This window comes from Bradyrhizobium sp. sBnM-33 (genome assembly GCF_032917945.1).
GTDB lineage: Bacteria > Pseudomonadota > Alphaproteobacteria > Rhizobiales > Xanthobacteraceae > Bradyrhizobium.
The window spans coordinates 3,689,142-3,709,046 of record NZ_CP136624.1; the positions used below are offsets into that span (position 1 = coordinate 3,689,142).

Sequence of the window (19,905 nt, forward strand, 5' to 3'; positions counted from 1 at the left end):
GCGGCAGAAGCCGCCGCGTCTCAGTGTATTTCTCGTTGAGGACCGGAGCGAAATCGATGTCTGGTGCGAGCCCTGCACGAAGTGTCACGGAAAAGCAGAGAACGCCTCCTGAACAAGCTGGTGCAGATGATCGGAGAGCAGCTCCGGAAAATCCCAGCCACGTGCAGCCGGGCGGCGCCAACCGGAACGACCGCGTCGCCACCACCGGGCAAACGGATCCGGAGTTCGACAGTGCCCTGCAAGCGGCACAGCGGCAGCGCAGCCGGGTCGACGGAAATCCGCAGGCGCTTCGCGGCAACGAGATTCCGCACGAGGTCAAACCGGGGGACAGCCTTTATGGAATAGCGCAGGAGTACCGCGCGCCGTTCTCGGACGTTCTGAGGGCCAACAAGCAGTTTCGCGATCCCGACCGCATCAAGCCCGGCGATGTCGCTTTCGTGCCGAATGCCGATCCGCGTGTCGTGAACGCGCGCGAACAGGTGGCTGGTGCCCATCGCGCGGAGGAGAACGTGGCGTCGCTGGAGCAGCTGGCGCGCGATCCCAACTCCACGCCGTCGGCACGCAAACTTGCGAGCATCGAATTGGAGAGTGCGCGCGGCGAGGTGTCGAAGCGCTGGGGCGACATTCAGCGTTCCGTAGAGAACGAGCTGCGCGAAGCCGGGCGCAACACGGCGCTTCCGGACGTGGCAACAGGTCCCGCGCTCGATGAAATCCGCGGTCGGGTTCTAGACGATCCCAAGTACCAGGAGACGGTGGAGAATGCGCGCGCCGCGGTCGACAGGGAATGGCGGGAGAACCGCACGACCAAGGGCCAGCTCAACGAGTTGGTGACGCAGGCGCGCGAAGGCGATCGCTCCGTCGCATCGCTGGAACAGGCCGCGCGCGATCCGAATGCGACGCCGGGCGAGCGAAGGCTTGCCAACGCGAAATTGCAGGAGGCGCGAAACGCCGCAGGCATGGCGTGGGACAAGGTGCGAACGGAGGTCGAGGGGCAACTGCGCCTTATCGGGACCGGTAAGCCTTATCCCGAGGAAGCGGTCCGCCCGCAATTCGACGAGCTCAGGCGAAGTCTGCCCAATGATCCCAAGGTTGGGGATGCGATTGACGCCGCCTATCGCAACGTGACCGACGAATGGCGTCGCCAGGGTTGGACACGTGACACGCTCGGTACCGTCGTCGACAAGTATGGCGCAGTCGCGCAGGCGCAACGCGACGTCGATGCGGCGCGCAACGCCGGTCCGGCCGAGCAGGCGCGCTTGGCCGGCCTCGAGCAGAATCTCGAAACCCAACGGAAGGCGCTGCGCGAGGAGATAGAACGGCAGCTCGACAGTGTGGCCGGGCAAGTGCCGCCTGAGCAGCGTGAAATGGCAATCGGTGCGCGCGCCGCATTGATCCAGGAGCACGGTCCCGACGACGCCGCGCTCAAGGAAATCGTCGACCAGGCGACGTACAACAAGACCGTGCAGCCCGGCGTCGACGCCGTACGCAACGCCTACCGGACCGGCGGCGCGAAGGCGGCGGCCGAGGCGCTGCGTCAGCAGACGGAAAACGTCTCGCCGGAGACGGCGGAGCGGATCGTCGCGGCAAGCCTGCCGACGATCGACAGCGTCGCCGCCGACATGAAGCGCAGCCTCACCGAAGGCGGCCCGATCGAGTATCAGGACGTCGCCGGCGTCTACAAGAATATCGCGAGCGCGACGGACTACGCTGCGCGCGGCAACGATGGCGCAGAGGTGCCTCGGCAGGTCGCCGACATCATGGTGCGGCACCTGCCGAGCGAAAAATTCCAGCCGCACGTCCAGGACAGCCCGGCCTACCCGCTGCCTGCCTACCAAGAAGCCGTCATGCAGTCGGTCAGCGACGGCACTGGCGCGACTCTGTCCCTGGAGATCGCAAAGCAACTCAGGGATGCGGGCCGGACCAGCGAGGCCGATAGCCTGCTCAGCGCCACCCAGGTCGGTGTCGAAGTCCTGCACGGCAGGATCAAGGACGATGTGAAGGCCTTCGGCGATGCGACTGCCGAGGTGAGCCGCCTGCGTGCCGACTGGTCGGGCACGATGTCGCCGGAGCAACTGGATCGCGCAACCATCGAATACGTCGCCAACCGGCCGGATCTGCTGCCGAACTTCGATCGCACATACAACGCGGTCGATGGGCTGGGCCATGCCGCGGTGCGCACCAGCATGGCGTTGAACAACGCGTTGCCGCGGCTGCAGGGCCTGCCGACGACGGAGCGGCTGACCGAAACGCGCAATGAGTTCGTCAGCAGCAAGGAAGTACAGTTCCCGATGGGACTGAGCGACAAGGGCAGCAAGGAAGTGCTGCGCATTGTGCTCGGACAGGAGGCAGGGACATTATCGCCGTCAGCCTCGCCGAATTCATCGGTCAGCAGCACCAGAGGCTTTGTCAAGGAACTTGGCAACGCGTTGATGACGTCGCAGCCGTCCTCCTCAAGCGCGGTCGTCGATCTCGGCGCCGGCACAACCGCCGCCATTCCGTCGGCGGGAGCGACCGCTTCGAATACCGTCCGCGACATTTTCGGAACCGGCCAGGACGTCAAGCTCGATCCGAAGAAGGCGTCCGCTTTCCTTGGCAGCATGAACGGCCTTGGTGCTGCCTTCAACGGCTACCAGGCGGCGTTGGCCTGGGACAAGTTCGCGAAGGATCCCGGCCACCTGCTCAACATGACCAAGGCAGTCTACTACTCGATCGGTACAAGGAAACGGCCGAACTGCTTGCGGTCGGTGCGCAGCGCGGCTGGCTCGGTCTAGGCGCCATCCCGGGTGCCGAGCGTCTTTCGACATCCATTCTCGCAAAGGCAAACCGCACCGGGCTTGCACTCGAACCGGGTTGGGTCAAGTTCAGCACCTACTTCAAGATCGGCGGCGGATTGATCGACAGCGCCTACGCCATCGATGCGGCCGCTCGTGGCGACTGGATTGCCTCCGGCCTCTATACGACAAGCGCGGGCGGCGGCGTCCTGATGGCGGCCGGCTCTGTCGCTTCGAGCGGCGGCTGGCTTGCGACCTGGGGCGGTCCGGTGGGCGCGGGCCTGGTGCTCGCTTCCGCGATCGGTCTCTATTTCTATAACGACGCAAAGGACAAGGCCCGCTTCGAGGGGCCGAGCCGCGAATTCCTCGAGGCTGCCGGCTATCGACCGGAGATCGCCGCTGTGCTGTCCGACTACAGCAACAATGATGGCGGCAGTGCCGGGCCCGCACTTGCGGCAACCGCCAGCCAGTTCGGCGCGACACCCGAGCAGTTGATGGAGCGGCTCAATCGCATGGATGCGGAGAAGGTGCGCGATCTCGTCGACCAGGCGCACACGGTCGATCAGGATGATTCGGGGCGTTTCCCGCTTACGGCATCTAACGATCGCAACGTGTGGGCGCCTCCCGGCAAAGATCCGGAATTCGGCGGAAGCTACCTTTATGACCCGCAGGATCATCGTTTCCGGGGTGAGTATCGTGCCGTGCCGGGAAGCTGGCACCCGGCACGAATCGAGGATCCCAACCCACGAAGCATGACGGCGCTCCGCGACTATGCGCGTGTGCTGTTCGGCGAGGCCATTCTGGGCTGAGCACGTTTCGCCCGTTCCTGTGAGCCACGCACGCCTCGCTGCTTGCGAGGCTTCGCGACAACCACCGCACCCTTAACCGTAGGTCATGGCCTCGTCAGGTCGATGTCAGGTCTGCGCGCTATCCAATGTGTAGGAAGCGGTGGCCGCGGCCACCAGAGTGCTTCAGCGGCGAACATTGTTAGCAACTGGCGGATTGGACAATGGCGAAGGTCATCGACAGGCCACTCGCCGCCCGCTCACAGCGGCCGGCGGAGAAGAAGGAGGGCGGCGACGCTCAAGCTTGGTCGGAGAGCTTGCAGCGCGCAAGCCGACCTGACGTCCCTCGTCCTGACGCCTCCCGCGCCGACCCTGCGTCGGTCGTCGAGGACGGCCGGGCAGGGGCCAATGCCGCCGCCAACGACAACACCATCGAGCACCGGGTTAAGGAAGGTGACTCGCTCTGGAGCATTTCGCGCCAGTATGATCGTCCATTTCCGGACGTGGTTAAGGCCAATCCCCAGGTTCGCGATCCAGACCGGATTCATCCAGGCGAGACCGTGCACGTGCCGCTGGGCTCGCCGCCGCGGCCGAGCGCACCGCCTTCCACGGGCACGCCGAGCGTACCACCTCCCACTGGAGCGCCAAGTGCGCCACCCTCGACGGGGGCACCGAGCACGCCGTCCCCAACAGGAGCGCCGGCCGCACAGCCCTCGTCGGGTCCGACCGTGCCGTGCGGCATCGATGCGAGTGCCGGTGCAGCCTGTGCGGCAAATGCAATCACGCCCTGCGGCATCGATGTGGGTATCAGCACCGCCTGTGGAGCGAACGCATCGCCCTGCGTGGGCAAGCTCAGCGAAGGCACGGTGTGCGGAGCAAAGGGAACCGGCTGTGCCGCCGTTGCAGGGGTGGGCACGGTTTGCGCCGCTGACATCGGTGCGTGTGGCGCCGCCGCGGGCGCCGGAGCCGGGTGCGCCGCGAAGGCAAGCGCCTGTGCGGCGAACGCCAGGGCCGGCGCGGTCTGCGCCGTCAACTACGCGACCTGCGGCGCCAAGTTTACGGAAGGAAAAGCCTGCGGCATCGACGGAAGCAACTGCGGCTCCAAGTACAGCGGGCCGAAGCTCTGCGGCGTCGACGGCAATCTTGCCTGCGGCGCCAAGGGCAGCGCCGGCGTGTGCGGGACGGATGGGAACGTCTGCGGGACCGACGGCACGATCCAGGCCTGCGCTGCCGATGGAGATGCCTGCGCAGCCAATGTCGGGGCGGACGCCTGTGTCGCGGATGGCAATGTATGCGGCGCGGATGCAACCGTCGAAGCTTGCGCGGCTGATGGCAACGCTTGCGGCGTCGATGGAGGCGCGGACGCCTGCGTCGCGGACGGCAATGTGTGCGGCGCGGATGCGACCGTCGAAGCTTGCGGAGCTGACGGCAATGTTTGCGGCGCCGATGCAGGCGCCGAAGCCTGCGCGGCGGACAGCAACGCCTGCGCTGCCGATGCGGCCGTCGAAGCCTGCGCCGCCGACAGCGCCGCCTGCGCGGCCAACGCGGTCGCGGAGGCCTGCGCGGCGGATGCCGATGCCTGCGCCGCCAACGCGTCGGCGGACGCCTGCGCCGCCGATGCCGACGCTTGCGCGGCCAACGCCTCACTCGACGCCTGTGCGGCCGATGCGGATGCCTGCGCCGCCAAAGCGGGCGCCGACGCCTGCGGCGTCGATACAGGTGTCTGCGCCGCCAATCTCGGTGGCGTCTGCGGCGTCGACGCGCCGGTGCTTGATCCAATTTCGTTCTGCGCGGTGAACGTCATCCCGGTGCTGCCATCATGCTGATGGTCGACATGCGCAACCACACCGCGCGCATCACCATGCGCGAGATTGCGGCGGCGGGCCGCCGCTACGCGTCGAACCCGATCGCGCTCGCGAGCTTCATGGCGGGCGTGCGGCTCACGCCGGACGTACTGCTGGAAGGTACCTGGCGAAACACGGCCGGTGCTGCAGGAAATTTCGCGTTCTTTCGCAATCTCATGCTCGGATTGCTGCCGCAGCTCTACGACGTACGCCATCTGGAGGCGCTGGGCGGACGCTTTGCTCTGCGCGTCACAGGAATCGGCCGCCATGGAGATTTCACCACCATGGCCGTCAACAGGCGGGTGGTCACGCAGACCGGGCTGCCGCTCGATGAGGCTTCCGGCACCGCCATCGCCGATGCCTCGATCCGGGCGGACGCATTCCTCGCCTTGTGGAACGACATGCTTGCCGATCTGGCGGAAACAACACTGGCGCAGATCGCGGCGGCACGATCCGCCCCGTCGCAGACGCGCTAAGCAGGACGGGACCGAGCCCATGCCAGATTTCGAATGCCAGGTTTCCCAGGAAGGCGAGCTGCAAGTTGCGGAGGCCGCGTTGCTGGCGCAGAATTCCGCGCGAGCTGATGCGTTGGAGGCGGCGGCCCGGCAGACGCTGGCGACCGTTCATAGCCTCCAGCGGGAGGCGGACGCGAGCCGCTACAAGGTCTCGCGCTACGACATTCCGGTCAGGCTTGCCGATGGCGCCGCGTTGCTTTTCAATTCGCGGACGCGGTCGCTCATCCTGCTGTCCGATGGCGAGGCGCGGATCTATCGCGAGTTGGCCGAACGACCGGCGTTCTCAGGCGCACAGATAAGCGACCGCCTGCTGCTCGAAGCGCTCGTCGGCGGCGGCCACGTGGTGGGCGCGATGGTCGACGAGCTTGCCGTCGTGCGCGACGGCTATGAGGCGACACGGAGCGCCAAAGGCAGCCTCACGCTTACGATAGCTCCGACCATGGCCTGCAACTTCGCCTGCGGCTACTGTTTCCAGGGCCTGAATAAGCCGACGACGAAGATGAAGCCCGACGTGCAGAATGCCATCGTCGATTTCGTCAAGGCGAAAAAGGACCTCAAGTCGCTGAGTATCGTCTGGTACGGCGGCGAGCCCCTGATGGGCAAGGATTCGATCTTTCGCCTGTCAGACCTGCTGATTTCCTACTGCGACAAGAACAAGATTTCCTACAGCGCCGGAATCGTCTCCAACGCCTGGTTCCTGAACGGCGAAATGGCCGCTCAGCTCTACACACGTCGCGTCCGCTGGGTGCAAGTGACCGTCGATGGCGATCGGGGGACGCATGACAGGATGCGGCCCCTGACGTCGGGGCAGGGCACCTTCGACCGCATCCTCGACAATATCGCCGAGGCGCTGGACCAGACTGCGATCTCGATCAATGCACGCGTCAACGTCGGCCAGAGCAACGTCGACAATGTGGATGCCATGCTCGATTGTTTCGTCGAGCGCAACTTCGCCAGGCGCGGCAACTTCAGCGTCTACTTCGCGCCGATCGAGGCTTCGACGCCTGAAAGCGGCAGCGCCTACGAGGAGAGGCTCTCCCGCGCCGAATTCAATCGCAAGGTGCTCGCCCTGGAAGAGCGCGCGAGGCGTCTCGGCTTCGCGTCCATCCAGACGCCGTCGGGCGGCTTCGCGGGAATGTGCGTGGCGGCTTCGCACGGTGGCTATGTCGTGTCGGGCCAGGGAGACGTGCACAAGTGCTGGGAGACGGCGCACGATCCCAGCAAGCGGACGGGCAGCATCTTCGAGCCGGACAAGCTCCACGACAGCGTCAACGCCAGCCTGTGGTCGCAATGGACGCCATTCGACAATCCGGTCTGCGCTTCGTGCAAGATATTGCCGATGTGCGGCGGCTTCTGTGCACATCGCTTCGTCTACAGCAATCCGGCCGAAGCGGCGTTGCCTTGTCCAAGCTGGAAATGGAATACGGCCGAATACATCTTCAGCCGCGCCAAGGATCTCGGCGTGGTCTCGGCCGACCAGTGGGTCCCTGAGGAAGCAACCGTCGAAGCCAAGCAATCCGGCGAGCGTCATTCGCTGGAGTCGCTGCAGGCCGCCCAGGCGCGCGTGCTGGAGAAAGTGAGCGTGCTGCACGGAAGGTCAATCGACAGCGCGATGCTCTTTGCCGGCGAACCGGCGCTGGAGGCTGCGCCTTCGCACGCGCCGACCGGGGGTGACCGGGCTCTGGAAAGCACAAGGCCGTGAACGCGATCACTCCGGCCAGCGCCTTCGATCTAACCACCGACAGGTTTGATAGCCTTGTCTCCAGGGCCTTTGCCGCCAGCAGAGAGAGCCGTCACGTGCGCGATCGCCTGATCGCGCAGGTCGACGGCGGTCGCCTCGACCATATGCTCTTGCGCGCGCGCAGCGGCGTCATGGCCTTGTCTGACGCGGTCAACCGGAAAGCTGCGCTGAACATTATTGACTTCGCCTTCGAGCCGATCGTCATGCAGAACATGTCGACGGATCAGGTGATGAGGTACCTGGGCGCGGTGGAGAGCACGCTCCACGTTCGCGAGGCGCGCGGGCTCGACGGCTTCGGTCCGCTCTGGGTCGACACGGTCCACCATGTCTGCGTCTTCTCCGTGCTGTTTCAGCTTGCGGCGTTCCTTGGCAAGAACCGGAGGTTCAGTCAGCTGGTCCTGTTGCACCAGGGACAGCGGCCCGAGCCTCGGCTGCGCATCATCGCGGACCTCCTGCGCCGCGCGCATGGGGTTGCCCTGGTGCTGCTGCCGCTCCAGGGGAACTGGTTTCCACGCCTCGCGCGCCTTACGACGCCAAACACAGTCGTCTACTATCTGACCGACATGCCACCGGAGGCCTTTACCCAGGCGGCGAGGAGAGAGCGGGGCCGATCGCGCCTCCTGCTCACCCATGGGCCGGGAGCGGCGCTTCAGGTCGAAACGGTCTCCGGCTCGCGGAGCTTTGCCCGTCGGCTCGGGGCGACACGCATTGTGCTCGACTTCCCGTCAACCGACAGCGTGCGCATCCGACCGGTCGGCGCGGACGAGGCCATCGTGTCCCTCTGTCCGCTGGAGAACTGGGTGTTCTGGCCTCTGCTCGGGCAGCACAGCAGCAAGCCATCTCGCCCGATGACTTCGCACACAGATGACGGAGAAATCGTCAATCATGCAGCAACAGACGCAAGCTCTCGTCGATGAGTGGGTGCAAACATTCAACTCAGGAAGGATCGCCGATCTAGCCCGCTTCTACACTCTGGACGCCCGGGTCGTGCCGCCCGGACGATCCGCTGTCGTCGGCGCGGAGGCGATCTGCAGGTTTTTCGCCGACATCCGCGCGCAAGGCTTTCGCGATTATGTCGTGGATCTCGGTGACGTGTTCGCGAAGGACGCGTCTCTGGTCGCGTCGGGCCGATGGGCGCTTCGGGGGCTCGACGATGGCGGTCCCTACAAGGGCAATTGGCTGAACGTATTCGCGCGCGAGCGCACGGGCTGGCTCATCGCCGTTCATATGTGGAACTGATTCAGCTCCCATTTGAGAGATGGGGCGAACCTGCACATCAGGACAGCGGAGAGATGCCGGAATGACTTTGGTGCGGTGCGCGGATTGTGGCCGGGATATCAGCGAACAGTCGACAGCTTGCCCCGAATGCGGCAGGCCTTTGCAGGAACGCGGTCCCGCAATAGCGGCGGGAGGGGCCGGGGCAGGGCGGCCGTACTTCTATGAATACAAATCTCAGACAATTCTGTTCGGCCTGCCGCTCATTCACGTCATGTTGGGCCCGACGTGGCTTGTCGGCTTCAGGCCTGCCCGCGGCATCATTGCGGTGGGCAATATCGCGATCGGCTTCGCCGCATTTGGCGGCGTCGCGATGGGCTTGGTAGCGTTCGGCGGCATCAGCCTCGGCTTCATGTGCGTTGGCGGAATGGCGCTGGCGCTGGGCCTCGGGGCCGGCGGATCGCCACGGGGTATTGGGCCCTCGGCGGCATTGTGATCGGCGTCTACGCGCTCGGGGGCCTCGGCATCGGCGCTCACACTCTGCAGAATGATTCCAATATGCTCCGCATCTTTAACGCCCTTTTCGGTCGAGGGTCGACCTAGCTCGAACCGCCGCGGTCCGCTGCAACTGGCTGCAAACATCGCGCCGTGATTTCACGGTCTGATCCCCATGCCCTTTGCGATAGCAAAGTATGACGGGCGCATGACGAGATGGAACTCTTGGGTTCGGCAGGGCATATGAGCTGGTTTTCAACGACGATACTGTGGTGCTTTCGCATCGGCGTCGAGGGTCCCGCACCGCGCAGGCTGGCGCAAATCGTTGGGGGTGGAAAAATCGCAATGGTTAAGAAATTGTCACCTCGATGTAATTAGCGCCATCCTACATTCCCCGCGCTGACGCTCACTGTCGTCACAAAAAACATTCTTCAACGCTGCGCGCGCAGTCCCCTTGCGCCGCTGCGGCGTGCTTTTGTCTTTTTTCCGAATGGAGAATATCAATGGCTCTGGTTCCCGGTTCGATCGCCTTCATCGGTTACAACGCTGATGGCAACGACGGTTTCGCTTTCATCGTGCTCGACACGATCGATCCGGGTCAGGTCATTCACTTCAGCGATAACGAGTGGGACGGCAGCGCCTTCAATACAGGCGAGGGTGGCTTCTCCTGGACCAATGGCTCCTCCGCGCTCGCCGCCGGAACGATCGTCGAGTTCATGAACACGTCGGCGACAAAATCCGCCAATATTGGCACGCTTTCCACAGGCTCGATTGCGCTCGGTAACTCGGGCGAGTCAATCTATGCCTTCACCGGCTCCTCGCTGACCGCGCCGACCACGTTCCTCGCCGCCGTTACCAACAACAACGGCGGCTTCAGTGGTGCGACCAGCAGCGGGCTGCTGACCAACACCGGCCTGACCGCGGGCTCCACGGCCTTGGTGCTGCCCGGCACCACCGGGGCCGACGTTGCCGTCTACAATCCGGCCACTGCAGGAACCACGTTTGCCTCGCGCACAGACGCTCTGACTGCGTTTAATACCGGCTCCAATTACGTGACACAGGACGCCAGCGGCGACCAGGACGCAGACAATGTGACGCCGGACGCGCCGTTCCGGACCGATCCACAATCGCCGATCGCCGGTGTGACGTTCACCATCGGCGCGCCGCAGCAATCCCAGGCGGTCGCGTTCGCGGCCGGCTCGGTGTCGGTCTCACAGGCCGAGGGCGACTCCGGCATGACGGCTTTCACCTTCACGGTCGAGAGGACGGGCGGGACCGTCGGCGACATCAGCTTCAGCGGCCAGGTTTCCTCGGCCGCGGCGGACGCTGCCGATTTCAGTGGCCCGGCGTCGGTGCCCTTCGCCTTCAACGGCACGATTCCGGCGGGCCAGACTTCGGCCGTCGTGACCGTCCAGGTCGCCGGCGATAACGCCGTCGAAACTAGCGAGGCGTTCACCCTGACGCTGCAGGCGGTCTCCAACAACAATGCCGCCGTGACTGCTGCGCTCGGTGCGCAGGCCACCGCGACCGGCACAATCCAGAACGACGATGCGGTCACTCCGGGCAACGTCATCAACGGCATCACCATCCTCGATGAAGCGCCGTCGCTCGCCGGTGCCACGCCGGCGCCGGCCGCAACCAATGCTGTTCAGCTCATCCGCCTCGACAATTTCGCCCCGGCGGCCGGCACCAACGCCGAAGTCGTGACCTTCGATGCCACCACCGATCGCGCATTCGTGCTCAACACCATCGGCAACAAGATCGACATCGTCGGCATCAGCGCCAGCGGTGCAACCAGTGCCGCCGGGTCGATCGATCTCACCACGCTTGACCATTTCGGCGGCGCCAACTCGGTCGCCGTCAAGAACGGCGTGCTCGCGGTCGCCTTCGCCAGCGATCAGCCCGGCGCCAACGGCTTCGTCGCGCTGTTTGATGCCAACGGTGTTCTGATCAAGACGATCGAAGTCGGCGCCGGCCCGGACCAGATCGTGTTTACTGCGGATGGATCGAAACTTCTGGTCGCGAACGAGGCCGAGCCGTTCACGGTCGGACCGAACGTGGTCAATCCGGAAGGCAGCGTATCGATCATCAGTCTCGCCGGCGGGGCGGCCAATGCAGCCGTTGCAACCACGATCGAATTCGACGCACTCAATGGGTTCGAGAACGTTCTCAAGCAGGCCGGCGTGAGTGTGCTCACCGGTCAGGCAGCCGCCGCAGACATCGAGCCGGAGTACATCACCGTCTCTCCGGATGGGGCGCGCGCCTACGTCACGCTTCAGGAAGTCAACGCCGTTGCAGTGATCGATCTCACCGACCCGGCTGCGACCAAACCGATCGCCATTCTGCCGCTCGGCGGCGTCGATCGTAACCTCGCCGGCAACGCGTTCGACGGCAGCGACCGCGATGGTACGGCGAATCTCCGTACGGCCGATGTGATCGGCCTGCTGCAGCCGGATGCGATCGCAAGCTATTCGGTCGGCGGCTCTACCTATTTCATTACCGCGAACGAAGGCGATGCGCGCGTCAATCTCGACGATGAGGCCAACCTTGCCGATCTGACGCTCGACCCGACAGCCTATGCAAATGCGGCGGCCCTCCAGAACAACACCACCGGTCTCGGCCGGCTTCGCGTCCGCCAGGATCTCGGCGATACCGATGGTGACGGCGATATCGATCAGATCTACGCCTATGGCGGCCGTGGTATCTCGATCTTCAAGCAGAATGCCGACGGCACCATCACCAAGGTGCGCGAGACCGGCGGCGAGTTCGAAGCCATCATTGCCCGGGACTTTGCAGCCCGTTTCAACATCGACACCGCCGAGGGCGGCGGAGGCGGCGCCACCGACAACCGTTCGGACAACAAGGGTCCGGAGCCGGAAGGCGTCGACATCGGCGTCATCGATGGACGCACTTACGCCTTCGTCGGCCTGGAGCGCGTCGGTGGCGTCATGATCTATGACATCACCGATCCGGCAAATGCCAGCTATGTCGGCTACCGTCCGCCGCTGACGGGCGAGGGCAACGCGCCCGAAATGACAAAGTTCATCAGCGCCGAAGACTCGCCGACCGGCACGGCGCTCGTGCTGACGGCGAATGAGGGCAATTCGTCCGCCGGCTTTGCCGGCTCCGGCCTCACCGTCTACGCAGCGCTGCCGGAGGGTTACGTCCAGGAGGTGCGCGTCGCCTCGTCGTCGCTCAGCGTCTCGCATAATGAGGGCAATAGCGGCGCGACCGCCTATTCGTTCGTCATCGAGCGCACCAACGGCACCATCGGTTCGGTTGATGTATCGCTCCAGCTCGCCTCGAGTGCGGCGAATGCAACTGATTTTGCCGGCGTCGCCGCCTTGCCGCACATCATTAACGCGACGATTCCTGCGGGTCAGTCGTCCGTTACGGTTATCGTAAATGTTGCGAGCGACGACGTGTTCGAAGCCAACGAAAGCTTCACGTTGACGGTGACCGGCGCGTCGACGACGCAGGAAGGCGTCACCGCCGCGATAAGCTCCACCCAGGTCGTCGCGACCGGCACGATCCAGAACGACGATGTGATGCATATCTACGACGTTCAGGGCGCGGGGCATCGCTCGGAGTACGTTGGCCAGCAGGTGACTGTGCGCGGCATCGTCACCGCTATTGACGCGTCCGGCACGGAGAACGGCGGCAACAACCCGGTCGGCTATTACATTCAGGACGCGGTCGGCGATGGCGACTACCGCACCTCGGATGGCGTCTTTGTTTTCCTGGGTACTGGTGCCAGCGTCACGATTCCGAGCGGCATCGTCGTTGGTGCGGAAGTGCAATTGACCGCAAACGTCAGCGAGTTCGCCGGCACGAACCAACTGTCGACGACGCAGCTCAACCCAGTGGCAGGCACAACGAATGTACTGTCTACGGGCAATGCGCTGCCCACGGCTGTCCGCGTCGGCGATGTCGATAACCTCACAACCGGCCTTGAGCGCAAACCGGCTCTGGTGTCGCTCGGTGACGACGATGTCGATACCGCTCCCCCGGCTGGTACCTACGATCCAGTGAATCAGGGATCCGATTTCTGGGAATCCCTGGAAGGCATGCGCGTCACGCTTGAAGATGTGCGCGTCACCACACCGTTCCACTCGAACTTTGACGAGCAGTTCGTCACGCCGAACGTCGGCGATAACCCCTCCAGCAATTCGCGTGGCGGGCTGACCATCAGCGACACGACACCCGGAACGACGCAGCCGGCCAACAAGGTGTTCGACTTCAATCCGGAGCGCATTCAGCTGGACGATGAGGCGGGGGTAGCGCTGCCCACCAACCTTCAGACCGGCGACCGCCTGGGCGATGTAACGGGCGTCGTCAACTACGCGAATGGCCAGTACGAGGTTAACACAACCGAGGCCTATGGCCCGGTGACGGCCGCGAACCTGCAAAAGGAAACCACCACCATCGTGGAGAACCTGGACCGGATTCGCGTTGCGACCTTCAACGTCGAGAACCTGGCGCCGGTTGGCCAACCGGTGGACGGTGTGCCGACGCCGGCAAGCAAGTTCGCCGGCCTTGCCGCCGCTATCGTCAGCAACCTCAAGGCGCCCGAGATCGTCGCGCTCCAGGAGGTGCTGGACAATGACGGTGCCACCAGCTCGAGCACAACAAGCGCTTCCCTGACCCTGTCGCAACTGATCGACGCTATTGTCGCTGCCGGCGGGCCGCGTTACGTGGCTATCGACTCGCCGCCGATCGACAACATTGGCGGCATTCCGAACGGCAACCAGCGTGTCGCCTATCTGTACAATCCGGAGGCAGTTTCGCCGACCGAGCGTAATGGCCTGACTGATATTGTCACCGACGCGGATGGCGTGAAGGTGCAGCAGTTCGCGAGCGCCAACCAGATCGGTCAAGGCAATACCGATTTCACGGCCACTCGCAAGTCGCTGCCGATGGAATGGTCGCCTGTTGGTTACACCGACGACCAGGGCGGTACATTCTGGACTGTCAACAATCATCTCTCCTCGAAGGGCGGTTCAGCTCCGCTCTATACGACGTTGCTGGATCTGCCGCCCTATGCCGACCCGGTCAACGGGTCTGCGCAACAAACCGGAACATCGAACGAGCGTGAGGGACAGGCCGAAACGATCAACGCGTTTGTCGATGGCCTGCTGACCAATGGGTCCGCGACCGACGACCGTATCGTGGTGTTGGGCGATCTGAACGACTTCCAGTTCTTCCCGGTCGTTGACCTCATCACGGGCCAGTTGACCCGCACCACCGCCAACCCGGACGGCACCCCCAGCATCTTCACGCCCGGCACCGCTGTGCTTTCGGAATTGATCAGCAAGCTCCCTGTAAACGAGCGCTATTCCTACAATTTCGACGGCAACGCGCAGGCGCTGGACCATATCCTGGTTTCGAACAACCTGTTTGACAGCGCTCAGTTCGATATCGTCCACATCAATTCGGAGTTCATCGACCAGCTCTCCGATCACGATCCGTCGGTGTCGTCGCTGGTGATGTCCCGTTCGGCTGCGATCGCCACCTCAGGCAACGATGTCTTCGACCAGGCTGCGTATACTGCGAAGTTTGGCGTGCGCGGGAGCCTCGCCGACAATGACACGATCGACGGCCTTGGCGGCGATGATCGCATTGCCGGTGGTAGCGGCAATGATGCCATTAACGGTGGCAGCAACGGCGCAGCGGGCGACGTTGCGGTGTTCACGGGCGCACGGAGCAACTATACGGTTACCCTGCAGGGCGGTTCGTTCGTCATCACCGATACCCGCACTGGCTCCTCGGACGGCATCGACACCATCACGAACGTCGAGAGGTTCGAATTCGCGGACCGGACGCTCACGGCCGCTGAGTTGACCGATGCGACCGGCCCCACGCTCACCGCTGCGACGCCGGCGGACAATACGACCGCGGTCGCGGCTGGAAACAACATCGTTCTGACCTTCGACGAAGCCGTCGCGGCAGGCACCGGAAACATCGTCATCAGCAACGGTGCGGGAGATACACGCACGATCGCGATCAGCGACGCCTCGCAGGTCACGATCTCCGGCAACACCGTCACCATCAACCCGACGGCTGATCTGGCGGCCGGAGCCACTTACGATGTCACACTGGCGTCGGGGGTGATCACCGACGCTGCCGGCAACGCGTTTGGCGGCATCGCACAGAATGCTCTCGACTTCACCGTCGCAGCGCCGCAGACTTACAAGCTTCAGATTCTGCATGCGTCCGATTTCGAGGCAGGTCTGAAGGCGATCGACGACGCGCCACGCTTCGCGGCCATCGTGGATCGGCTCGAGGACACGTTCGCCAACTCGATCACGCTGGCGTCGGGCGACAACTACATTCCGAGCCCGTTCTTCAATGCCGCCAGCGACCCGGCCCTGGCGTCGTTCTTCCCGCCGAGCATCGGCCGCGCCGATATCCGTATCCTGAACTCGATCGGGATCGAGGCGTCCGTGATCGGCAACCACGAGTTCGATCCGGGCCCGCGCGATGTGCAGAACCTTATCCGCCCTGTTGCCGATCCCGACGGGGCCGGCCCGCTGAGCGGTTACGAAGGAACCCAGTTTGCCTATCTCGCCGCCAACCTGAATTTTGCCGGCGAGCCGGACCTGGCGCCTAATGCGCAGACAACGCCGCTGACTGAAGCTACGTTCGGTGTCGGTGCCAGCGGAGGCCGCCGCATCGCTCCGTCGACCATTCTCGAGGAAAATGGCGAGAAGATCGGCGTTGTCGGCGTCACCACGCCGGTGTTCGAAGATATCACGACGCCGGGCGGGGTCCGGATTGTCGGCCCGCGTACGCTGGAAACCGATGCCGACTTCATCGCGCTTGCAGCGGTTATCCAGCCGGCGATCGATGCCGTCATCGCACAGGGTGTGAACAAGGTCATCATCGTTTCGCAATTGCAGGAGCTGGAGAACGAGCAGAAGCTCATCAGCTTCCTAAAGGGCGTCGACGTCGTGATCGGCGGCGGCTCGAACACGCTACTCTCCGACAGCAACGACGTTCTTCGCCCGGGCGATGTCAGCGAAGGCGAGTACGCGCAGATCATCACCAACGCCGAAGGCAAGAACACGGTTCTCGTCAACACTGACGGCAACTACAAGTATGTCGGCCGGCTGGTGCTCGAGTTTGACGCCAACGGCGACATCATTCCGGCCAGCCTCGATCCGAGCATTAATGGCGCCTATGCCACTGACGATGCGGGTCTGGCCCGCGTCTATGAAGGCTCCGGCATCGATCCATTCGCCGAGGGCTCGCGCGGTGACGCCGTGCGCGATATCACCACCGTGATCGACGGCATCATCACCCAGAAGGATGCCGTCACCTTCGGCCGCACCGACGTTTACCTTGAGGGTCGACGTGGCGAGGTGCGCTCGCAGGAAACCAATCTCGGTAACCTCTCCGCCGATGCCAACCTGTGGTACGCCAAGTCCGGCTACGACGACACTGTTCAGATCTCGATCAAGAACGGCGGTGGCATCCGCGACTCGATCGGCTCGATCAGCTCCGAAGGCGACGGTGCGGAACTGCCGCCGGCTGCGAATCCGGAAGTTGGCAAGGAAGCGGGCGAAGTCAGCCAGCTCGACATCGAGAACTCGCTGCGCTTCAACAACGCGCTCAGCCTTGTCACATTGACGCCGCAGCAACTGCTTGAGGCTCTTGAAAACGGTGTTTCCAATCCAGGCGGCATCTTCGCCCAGGTCGGTGGCCTCCGGTTCAGCTATGATCTGACCCGCCCTGCGGGAGATCGGGTTCGCTCGGTCTCGCTAGTCGATGAAAATGAGCATGTGATCGCGGTTATTGTCGCCGACGGTGAGGTGGTTGCGGATGCGCCCGCGGCGATCCGCATGGTGACGTTGAGCTTCCTGATCGGTGGGGCAAACCCCAACGCTCCGGGCGGGTTCAACCGGCCCGACGGCTTCCGGTTTGCCGAGTACATCGCGGCCAACCCGGCGTTTGCCAATCGCGTCGACCTGTCTCCGGACAATTTGCCGGCAGACGACGTGGCGGCCCGCACCGGCGCTGGCAGGTTCACCGACGACGGCTTCGAGCAGGATGCACTGGCCGAATATCTCGCGGCAAAGTTCTCCGATACCCCGTTCGCGCAGGCGGACACGACTCCGGCCCAGGATCAGCGCATCCAGAATCTGGTTGCAAATGGCGGCAATGACACCGTTCTGCCGATCATGGGAACCGACGGTGAGGATGACCTCTCCGGCACCGCCGCAAAAGACTCGATCTTTGCCAAGAATGGCGACGATCGCGTTCGCAGCCTCGGCGGCGACGATCTCGTGCTCGGCGGCGGCGGTGACGACGTCATCGAAGGTGGCGATGGCAACGACCGTGTCGAGGGCGGCGAGGGCAACGACTTTGTCTTCGGCGATGCGGGTAATGATACCGTGCTGGGCGGTGCCGGCGATGATCGTCTTCGTGGCAACGACGGCAATGACATGCTGGCCGGCGGCATTGGCAATGACAATGTCAACGGTGGTGCGGGTTCGGATGCTTATGCCTACAAGCTGGGCGACGGCTCCGACATCATTACCGAAGCGGCGAATACCCCGGCCGATACCGACACGCTGGCGCTGGTTGATCTCAATGCTGCTGATGTCACGTTCCGCCGGTTTGGCAACGACACCCTGATTGAGCTGTCCAATGGCAGCGTGATCACGTTGAAGGATCAGCGCGTTGGCGGAGGCGTCGAGAAGGTGACCTTCGCCAACGGTCAGGAGCTCGATCGCAACGGCATCAACGGCGCGATCGTCAATCGTGGGCCGGTGGCTATCGACGACACGGCAGCTGCGGTAGCGGAAGACGCGGCGGCGTTCGTCATCCCGTTCGCTGACATTCTCGGCAACGATACCGATGCTGACCTGGACGCGCTCTCGATCACGGCGCTCGCCAACATCGTAGGCGGCACGGCTGAGATCGTCGCTGGTGGTATCCGGTTCACGCCGGCCGCCAACTTCAACGGAGCCGCCTCGTTCGAGTACACCCTCAGCGACGGCAACGGCGGTTCGGATATCGGCAAAGTCAGTTTCACGGTGACAGCCGTGAACGATGCGCCGGTCCCAACCACGCCGGTTGCGGTTCAGACCAACGAGGATACTCAGCTCGTTGGCCAGACCGCAGTGACCGATGCCGAAGGCGACACGCTGAGCTACACGGTCGGTACTGCCGCCCAGCACGGCACAGTCAGCGTCAATGCCCAGGGACAGTACACCTACACGCCGGCTCTGAACTTCAGCGGCAGCGACAGCTTCGTCATCAAGGTAAGCGACGGCATCGCACCGCCGGTGGACGCGGTGATCAACGTCACCATTAATCCGGTCAACGATGCGCCGACGGTTGTCACGCCGGCGGCGGCCGGCACCAACGAAGATACGCAACTCACCGGCCAGGTCGTGGCGACCGATGTGGATGGCGATGTGCTGACCTACACGGTCGGTACCACCGCCCAGCACGGCACGGTGAGCGTCGATGCCCAGGGTCAGTACACCTACACCCCTGACCTGAACTACAACGGCACCGACAGCTTCGTTATCAAGGTCAGCGACGGCATCGCTCCGGCGGTCGACGCGGTCGTCAATGTAGCGGTCGCAGCGGTCAATGATGCGCCGATCACGGTGGCGGACGTCGGCACTGCGGGTGAGAACGCAGCCAAATCGTTCGATCTCCTGGCCAACGACACCGACGTCGAGGGCAACCTGCCGCTCAGCCTGGCGGCTTTCGAGGTCACCGGTGTCAACGGCATCAACCTGACCAACGCACAGGCGCAGTCGGCGTTTTCGATTGCTCCGAACGGCCGACTGCAGTTCACCCCGGGCAATCTGTTCGATGGCCTGAACGACGGACAGAACGCCACCGTCTCGATCCGCTATACCGCTGCCGACAATCTGAACGCCCAGTCGACTGGTACGTTCACGCTGAATGTCACCGGCGAGACCGATGCCAACGTGATCAACGGAACCAACGGCACGAACCTTCTGCTCGGAACCGATGGCATCGATCTGATCAATGCACGCGGCGGCGTCGACTTTGTTCTTGCCCAGGGCGGCAATGATACGGTGCACGCGGGCGAGGGCAACGACTACGTGTTCGGCGGTGCCGGTAACGACACCCTTAACGGCAATGGCGGCCGCGATAACTTGTTCGGCGAAGACGGCGATGACATTCTGAACGGCGGAGGAGGCAACGATCTGCTCAATGGAGGCTCGGGTCGCGACACTTTCGTGTTCCAGTTCAGCAACGACGGAGCCGGGCGCGACATTGTGTTCGACTTCCATGCGGGCTCTGGTCCGGACCACGACGTCGTTCAGCTCGATCAGTCGAAGTTTGCCGACTTCAACGCGCTAATGGCTTCCAGTGCACTGCACGACACGCAGATTGGCGTCCAGATCAGCTACAACGACGGGTCGAGCATCACGCTGCTCGGCGTCAACAAGGCAAGCCTGACGGTGGACGATTTCAAGTTCGCCTGACAGACCGCAATTTGACCTGTGAATCGAATGGGGGCGCCAGCGCCCCCATTCGTCGTGTCAGATA

General features: G+C 63.7%; 9 protein-coding genes. All 9 read left to right on the forward strand.

Annotation, left to right across the window (positions count from 1 at the left end; all coding sequences use genetic code 11):
• Positions 1–161: 161 nt before the first annotated feature.
• Positions 162–2,771 carry a LysM peptidoglycan-binding domain-containing protein gene (locus RX328_RS16940; protein ID WP_213253485.1) on the forward strand — a complete coding sequence of 870 codons (2,610 nt, stop codon included), beginning with the start codon at positions 162–164 and terminating at the stop codon, positions 2,769–2,771.
• 119 nt (positions 2,772–2,890) lie between these two features.
• Positions 2,891–3,580 (forward strand): hypothetical protein, encoded by a 690-nt coding sequence (locus RX328_RS16945; RefSeq protein ID WP_213253486.1) that lies wholly within the window; start codon positions 2,891–2,893, stop codon positions 3,578–3,580.
• Between the two features lie 200 nt (positions 3,581–3,780).
• Positions 3,781–5,382 carry a LysM peptidoglycan-binding domain-containing protein gene (locus RX328_RS16950; RefSeq protein ID WP_213253487.1) on the forward strand — a complete coding sequence of 534 codons (1,602 nt, stop codon included), beginning with the start codon at positions 3,781–3,783 and terminating at the stop codon, positions 5,380–5,382.
• Positions 5,376–5,876, forward strand: coding sequence for a hypothetical protein (locus RX328_RS16955; protein WP_213253488.1), 501 nt, complete (start codon positions 5,376–5,378; stop codon positions 5,874–5,876). Before RX328_RS16950 ends, RX328_RS16955 begins: the two co-directional genes overlap by 7 nt.
• A 19-nt stretch (positions 5,877–5,895) precedes the next feature.
• On the forward strand, positions 5,896–7,617 hold the full coding sequence (locus tag RX328_RS16960; RefSeq protein ID WP_213253489.1) for a radical SAM/SPASM domain-containing protein: 1,722 nt from the start codon (positions 5,896–5,898) through the stop codon (positions 7,615–7,617).
• Complete coding sequence (locus RX328_RS16965) at positions 7,614–8,573, forward strand: hypothetical protein (RefSeq protein WP_213253490.1); 960 nt, start codon at positions 7,614–7,616, stop codon at positions 8,571–8,573. Before RX328_RS16960 ends, RX328_RS16965 begins: the two co-directional genes overlap by 4 nt.
• A complete protein-coding gene (locus RX328_RS16970) occupies positions 8,542–8,895 on the forward strand; it encodes a YybH family protein (protein ID WP_249726745.1) in 354 nt (117 codons plus the stop codon). Before RX328_RS16965 ends, RX328_RS16970 begins: the two co-directional genes overlap by 32 nt.
• A gap of 250 nt (positions 8,896–9,145) precedes the next feature.
• The gene (locus RX328_RS16975; protein ID WP_213253492.1) at positions 9,146–9,367 is read left to right on the forward strand and encodes a hypothetical protein; all 222 of its coding nucleotides are present in this window, start codon (positions 9,146–9,148) and stop codon (positions 9,365–9,367) included.
• Between the two features lie 502 nt (positions 9,368–9,869).
• Positions 9,870–19,841, forward strand: coding sequence for a choice-of-anchor I family protein (locus RX328_RS16980; RefSeq protein ID WP_213253493.1), 9,972 nt, complete (start codon positions 9,870–9,872; stop codon positions 19,839–19,841).
• Positions 19,842–19,905: the final 64 nt, after the last annotated feature.

Bases quoted from the DNA above. Each gene is read 5' to 3' on its own strand.
- RX328_RS16950 (WP_213253487.1), top strand. From the start codon at position 3,781: ATGGCGAAGGTCATCGACAGGCCACTCGCCGCCCGCTCACAGCGGCCG.
- RX328_RS16980 (WP_213253493.1), top strand. From the start codon at position 9,870: ATGGCTCTGGTTCCCGGTTCGATCGCCTTCATCGGTTACAACGCTGAT.
- RX328_RS16975 (WP_213253492.1), top strand. From the start codon at position 9,146: ATGTTGGGCCCGACGTGGCTTGTCGGCTTCAGGCCTGCCCGCGGCATC.
- RX328_RS16960 (WP_213253489.1), top strand. From the start codon at position 5,896: ATGCCAGATTTCGAATGCCAGGTTTCCCAGGAAGGCGAGCTGCAAGTT.
- RX328_RS16970 (WP_249726745.1), top strand. From the start codon at position 8,542: ATGCAGCAACAGACGCAAGCTCTCGTCGATGAGTGGGTGCAAACATTC.
- RX328_RS16955 (WP_213253488.1), top strand. From the start codon at position 5,376: ATGCTGATGGTCGACATGCGCAACCACACCGCGCGCATCACCATGCGC.